Below are 6,314 nucleotides of genomic sequence, written 5' to 3'. Positions count from 1 at the left end.
GCTCAATGTGGCAGTTACTGAAAAAGGTCCGCCATTTTATGGAAACCGCCAGCCCATTCCCCGGAGGAAAACATGGCCAGGCAAAAGTGTAGCGGTATTAGGCGCAGCTATTTAGGACGAAAACGTTGAATACTTAATGAATGATGGTTGCACTCACAAAAGGCACATCGCCCGTTAAAGAGTTCAAAGAGTGAGTCTTTAAGCCCCTCAACTTTGGATAAGCTAGCCAGACGCGGTGGGCGAGTCTGAGCTCTCCGCTGAGATTCCAACCCCAGAAATGCCCCAATATCATAGAGGTTTTCCTTTACAATATTGTCAGTGACTAAACTTGGTGGTGGGAGCACACGGCTCCTGTCAACGTATTGCATCCGTTCATGTCTCCGTAAAATTACTATCTCTAACTCATCAGCGAAGGTGGGGAAAATGAATCATACTAAAGGGTATGGCAGACACACACTATTTTTCCCTCGGGTATTCCGGGCTAGGGAAGATAAATGACATGAACCACAGCTCCTGATATCGCGGGTACTAATTTATTTAATCATATACTGACTCATCACCTCTTCCGCCCATCTGGAGCTTGCGCATCGCCCACAAACCCTGCCTTGATATACTTTATAAAAGCGCCATGCATATCTTGTATAGAATCATAAAAATTGGTGGTCATTTTGGTGGTCTTGACAAAACAGCACTTCTGATTTAGCTTACTTATTAGCCAGTTACTGGCTAAGGCGATCCCAGTCAGAGGAGCCAAATTTAAAAAGCCTGCTTAGGAAACTAAGTGGGCTTTTTGCTTTTTTGCGTCTCTGGTGTTAACTCAGAATCGCATCCAGCCTGGCAAGAACCTCATTGACAACGGCGTCAGGTATGCGTTCCGGGCCGCCATATCTATAGTTCTGGGCTGGTCGCAGCGAATAAGCGCAATAATAACCGCAACGCCACAACATTGCCTTGCTCTTCAAGGAAGACATTAATCCACTTTCATCTGTCTTTTGCGAAAGAAAACCAATGCTGGAACGGTATGAATGAGAAGCATACGAATAATATGATTCGCCATAACAAAGCTCGCATCCGCTTTTAACGCCAGCGCGGCAAATGACATCGACTCCACGCTGCCGGGAACCCAGGAGAGCATCAACACCGGGAAGGGATAATCCAGCAAGCGCGCCGAGATAAATGCCATGATTATCGTCACCCCCAGTCCAATCAGAACAAGCTGTACCGAAGACCAAAGATGACGACCAAATTCAGTCATCGAATAAGTCGTAAAATGATGCCCCAGCAAGATCCCCATCAGCACCATGCTAATCTGGTTAAAGAGATCGGGGAAAATTAGCGGTTGTGAGGATAAAGGGTGCAATGCCGCCGCGCAAACCAGCGAGGTTATCATAAAGGGTGCCGGGAAATGTAAGCGCTCCAGAAACTTCCCCGCAATATATCCTGCTAATACCATTCCGGTCAGCCAGAGCAGATTGTGCCCGGAGAAAAAAACGGCTGGAGTCGCTGCCAGAATATCTGCAGATGCCCCACGGGTGATATACCCGGCCAGAAACGTCAGGGTAATGAGACGCAGAGAATGCGAGATCACAATCTTTTGTGGCGGCGTCTTAATATGAGAGGCTAACGCCAGTACCGCCGCCATCGCTCCTGGCACTGCACCTAAAAGCGCCTCTTCTTTATTCCAGCCTAACCGCCGCACACACCAGAAGTAACTCAAGGTAAATTGTAAAGATAAGCAGAGTAATAACAAAGCAAACAAAAGGCTTATCTGCCGATGTTCGCCATATGAAAAATCTCTGAACATAATCCCTATCGAGATTCCGAGAGAAAGCTGGATAACCGTGATACTCCCCGGCATTGAGGATACAGAGAACCCAATACGTTTAAGCATAAGCACGGTAAAAAGGGCACCAAACATCATGCCCAGCGGAACGTTACAGAAAGTGAATCCCTGCCCGACGAGAAAACAGAGGATAATACCTGCCAATACTCTCATCCAGTACCTCTCCAGGCCGGTTGTTCAGATAACAATAGTTTTCGCCGGCACCGTCATGAATATATTCAGTGCACCGTATCTTTAACCCAATGCGTATTATCGATCACCCATTGCGTTAGCATCGCAAGATGTTCCTCAATTTCGCGACTGGACTCACCTTCAACAATAGCACTGACAATCTCACCATTCGTCAGTTTCATCACATCGTAATGACGTCCGACAACACCTGTAGCCCGATAATTGATCACAAAAGGTAACGGACATTTATCCGCAATAGCCTGTAAGGTTCCTTGAGAAGGCGGTACATTCAGTTGTCCAACCCGGATAACAGGTATTCTTTGCGCTAAATCCCGCGGATACGTTTCGTTCAGACAGGCCTTGAGCCATGTCATACGCGGATCGAGGCCAAACGCCGCACCTAATTCTTCATTAACGAAACATCCGCCTAACCGGCAGGCAAGCTCGCCGAAAATAATATTACCGCCCTGATCCACAAATACCTCAAGATGAAGTAAGGTGTTTTTCTCAATAGGGAAGACTTCTTTCGCAAGGTATTTTGTATAGTCAATCAACTTCTGGTGTAGTGAATTATCATCTTCCATGACCAGCCCTAAGGTTTGCCCTGATAGAAAATCAAGACAAGATACCGTGGCCCGAGAGGCGGAAATAAATATGGGTTTCCCGTGCAGATACAACGCGTTGATCTGATAAGCCTCACCTTCGATAAACTTCTCGATTAACAGATTATGGTATTCAGAGGATTTCATCTGCGCCAGATATTTAAATAACTGACCTTCATTTTTTAAAACCACCACTCCCAGAGATCCACGTCCATCATTTGGTTTTATCACGCAGGGATATCCTTGTTGCGCAATAAATGAGGCCATTGCCGTCGCATTTCCCACGCGAGCCATTGCTGGAATCGGTAACTGATATTGCTGTACACGGGATTTCATCAGAAACTTATCGCGAAACAGGATCGCCGCATTCTCACGCCTCTGCGTTAAACCTAAACGATCGCTGATCCTTGCCGCTCTGAGCACATCAATTTCAGCCAGGAAGTAAATACCGCTGGCGTTGTTCGAACGTGCATAATGATAAATATCCAGTTCTACCAGGGGATTATCGTTAAAGTTTTCATAAAACAGAAAGGTAAAATCATTCCCCATATGATGCAAAATCGCCGCTTTTTGACTGGCGCAGGTGGCTATCACTAACGGCGTTGATTGCTGGCGTTCAGGCCAGGCGTTTGGCGAGTGTTGTAAAAGAATTTTGGGTGGGCACAGTAAGATGTTCATTATTTTTCGCTCTCGATATCAAACGTAATGACAAACACATCCCGAAATCCTTTCCCGGGCAACAGCGGTACGATAGGTGCGGTATAATGCAGATAATTAACATCATTGAAAATGATCGCCTCCCCCGCCAGAATTTTGAAGGTTGTTGCGTCATTTCCGCCGTCGTGATGAGGGATTAACGTAGTATCGCCACCGGCGATATTTTCCATTTCGCTGCAATAGACGGCAATGAACTTAAAGCCATCCTGATGTATACCTTCCGTAGCAGGATAGCCCGGTTGTCGATCATGTGTTGTAATTCTTATTTGATGAATACCAACGTTATAATTATCCTTCGGTAGCAATGGCAGTAATTTGCTAAATACCAGATTCATAATTTCTTCGGCAACATCTTGTTTTATTTCTGGATACTTTCTGCTGATATCACCTGAATACGTATTAAGTTTTTCAGACTGAAAGAAAACTCCGGCCTCGCACAAACTAAAATATTTTTCACACCCTGCTTTTGCCTGAAGATAACTTCGAAAACGAAATTTTCCATCTTCAGCTTTAAGCCAGGGATCAGGTAGCAACTCATCAAAGCTTTTTTTAACATTAATAGAGGTATTACCCAAACGTATATGATGATAAGCATGCATATATGACATCCTCAGAAAAGAGACAATAATGTATGTTGGTTATTTTTCTCAATTTATGACACCGGCAAGGGCCAATATCATTACCTGCATCCAGGGCAAAATACGATGACTGCGGATATCAGGCGAGGAACGCACGTTCCCCGCCATCACATTCACTATTACTAACTTTTTTTACGCAACTCGGTCACCGGTACGCCGCCAATCCCCCAGTTATCGGTATCTACTTCGTCAATAACCACAATGGTTGTAGCAGGTTTTTTATTAAGCACATCCACCAGTAGCTGAGTCGCACCTTCCATCAGCTGCTTCTTTTGTTTATCGGTCACACCTTCTTTAGTGATCTTAATATTTACGTAGGGCATAATAACTCCTGTAAACTAAATGATTGTGGATAATGCGCCGAGGTAGCTAAGCGCAAACAGGTTAAACAGCAGAACATAACCATAATGCATCTGGAAACTGGTTCTGCCGGGAGAAACATTAAGGCTGTTGGCAGCAAAAATTGCGTTTATCGATACCGGAGATAGCAGTTGCGTAGCAATAAAAAGGCAAATCCAAATCTGATAATCCACCACGCTGCCGGAAAGATAGTCGGAAAAAATCGACCACGACACGCTAAATATAATTAGGGGATGAATACCGAGGATACCAGGCAAGGGCAGAACAAATAAAATAATGGCATAGCACTGAAAAGTTGTAAGACCGCTAACAAACGCTGTAATGCCTTGCGGGATGTTTGCAAACAACATCATACATACCGATGTCAATAGGCTACATGCCAGGAGTAATACCACTTCGCCGGAGATCCCTTGAGCAGATTCAGACTGTTGTTGTGCCCACTGCTTTTTGCGATTCGCAAAATGGCTGACGATAAAAAGAACAACCGCCGTGAAAGTGATGCTCTGCAAAGGATTCACCCCCAGCACGCTCAACGATAGAATAAAGCTTCCCCAAAACAAGCCGATAAAAGCAAGAATCGAGGTCATATTGCCGCGGTCAGAAACCGTATGACTATCTTCGGCAACCAGTTGGACACGCGATTTCTGGTTTAACAGGATACTGAATAAAAACAGGGGAATGCCGACCAGCATCGCCGGAACATGAGGGATATCCGGCATAGCTGCCCATACCGCCGCCGCACCAATAGTCGTCGGCATTAAAACCATCGTGATACATACCGTACGAGTGACAATCTTCGCCAGGTTAAACTTCGGTTGAACCACTTTTTTCAGGCTATCAAGCAGGAGCGGAATGGCCCCAAGGCTCATTGGCCAGGTTAAAAAAGCGGTCAGCAACGTAATGGACAATGTGACTCGAGACGGTTTTTTCTGCAGTAAATATGCCCCCAGCGCAGCGTTAAAATTTATCGCGTTCATCACCTGCCGGAGTAATGCAATCCCCAACAGCAAGAGCATGACGTCTGAATATCGTACAAATACAGCGAGGAGGTTAAGTTCCCCACTCTTGTTTGCTGTCAGTAGAAAAATCATCGAAGCGAGAAAAATGAGGATCCCACTTCTTGCCGATGATTTTTTCCACCAGAATGAAAAAGTTGACAGGATATACAATATTGACGCAACGAGTGCAAAAGTAGACATCACGGGATATTTACCGGCGAGCACACAGGATGCAAGGAAAACACCCAATGAGATCACAATCATTGAGGATTGCAGATTTTGCCAGAGATTACCGTGCGTCTGGATTTGCTCAGTCTGCATTAATGACAACCTCATGCTGAACATTGCGATGGTGCAATTGTTGATACATATCGGTTACACAGCGCCCGGCATCGACCAGGAACCTCGAATTGACAAGGGGTCGGGGCAATACGTAAGTGTAAAAATTAGCCCCTTCCGCTGGATTGCCTAACACCCAAATCGATTCTTGCGTTTCCCCAAGGCAGTTAATCGGATGCTGATTGATATCAATATCCAGCCCGCCTGGATGATAACCATCGTTCATAAAGGGACGCGCAATGCCGTTTTTAGTATTCTCTCATACGCCCAATTCAAATATTCCCCCAATAAGCGACGAGGCAAGTAATCATTTGCATCAATAGCTAAACCTGTTTCGCTTTTTATATAGCGATCACCCACTTTGCGATAACCCTGATTGTTAGCCCATTGATGAAAACATGGGCCCGGGCGAAAAGGGCCGGCATTTTTTAAGGTCGCATCGCCAAACAATGTTATTTGACAGGCAACAGTATTAACTAATAAATGATCGGGCTGAGACAAACTATGCGCTCCCACACCCATAGCATTTTTATCAATAATAATGATCTGCATATGTTCATTAATCGCAGACTCTGTATGCAGGGCACAAATCCTTTCCAGAATACTTAAACCACGCGGTCCCATACCCAGTATAGCCACTGTCATT

General features: G+C 45.2%; 7 protein-coding genes and 1 pseudogene. 1 reads left to right on the top strand and 7 read right to left on the bottom strand.

Annotated features, from left to right (window positions below):
* Nucleotides 1-92, top strand: a 92-nt coding sequence (locus FHD02_RS24380) for a hypothetical protein (protein ID WP_039391442.1), incomplete at its 5' end; no start/stop codon positions are given.
* 720 nt (nucleotides 93-812) lie between these two features.
* Here the strand turns inward: FHD02_RS24380 and FHD02_RS10355 are convergent.
* From FHD02_RS10355 to FHD02_RS24375, 7 genes and pseudogenes are all read right to left on the bottom strand, one after another.
* A pseudogene (locus FHD02_RS10355) lies at nucleotides 813-919 on the bottom strand (type II toxin-antitoxin system PemK/MazF family toxin); the annotation flags it as partial.
* A gap of 51 nt (nucleotides 920-970) precedes the next feature.
* Entirely contained in the window at nucleotides 971-1,996 is a 1,026-nt protein-coding gene (locus tag FHD02_RS10350) for an AbrB family transcriptional regulator (protein WP_220393855.1), read from the bottom strand.
* A gap of 65 nt (nucleotides 1,997-2,061) precedes the next feature.
* A complete protein-coding gene (locus FHD02_RS10345; RefSeq protein WP_137360321.1) occupies nucleotides 2,062-3,294 on the bottom strand; it encodes an acetyl-CoA carboxylase biotin carboxylase subunit family protein in 1,233 nt (410 codons plus the stop codon).
* Nucleotides 3,294-3,932, bottom strand: a complete 639-nt coding sequence (locus tag FHD02_RS10340) for a 2OG-Fe dioxygenase family protein (protein WP_137360322.1) — start codon at nucleotides 3,930-3,932, stop codon at nucleotides 3,294-3,296. The genes FHD02_RS10345 and FHD02_RS10340 overlap by 1 nt, the downstream gene beginning before the upstream one ends.
* A gap of 161 nt (nucleotides 3,933-4,093) precedes the next feature.
* Nucleotides 4,094-4,294, bottom strand: coding sequence for a 2-hydroxymuconate tautomerase family protein (locus tag FHD02_RS10335; RefSeq protein WP_220393854.1), 201 nt, complete (start codon nucleotides 4,292-4,294; stop codon nucleotides 4,094-4,096).
* A 15-nt stretch (nucleotides 4,295-4,309) separates the two neighbouring features.
* Nucleotides 4,310-5,650, bottom strand: coding sequence for a hypothetical protein (locus FHD02_RS10330; RefSeq protein WP_220393853.1), 1,341 nt, complete (start codon nucleotides 5,648-5,650; stop codon nucleotides 4,310-4,312).
* 240 nt (nucleotides 5,651-5,890) lie between these two features.
* Nucleotides 5,891-6,313, bottom strand: a complete 423-nt coding sequence (locus FHD02_RS24375; protein ID WP_249935557.1) for an FAD/NAD(P)-binding protein — start codon at nucleotides 6,311-6,313, stop codon at nucleotides 5,891-5,893.
* Nucleotide 6,314: the final 1 nt, after the last annotated feature.

Origin of the sequence: Citrobacter sp. EC_71, from assembly GCF_019584005.1 — a bacterium.
GTDB classification, from domain to species: domain Bacteria; phylum Pseudomonadota; class Gammaproteobacteria; order Enterobacterales; family Enterobacteriaceae; genus Citrobacter; species Citrobacter werkmanii.
The sequence above is the reverse complement of the archived record's forward strand: the minus strand, read 5'-3'. Positions and strand labels throughout refer to the sequence as shown.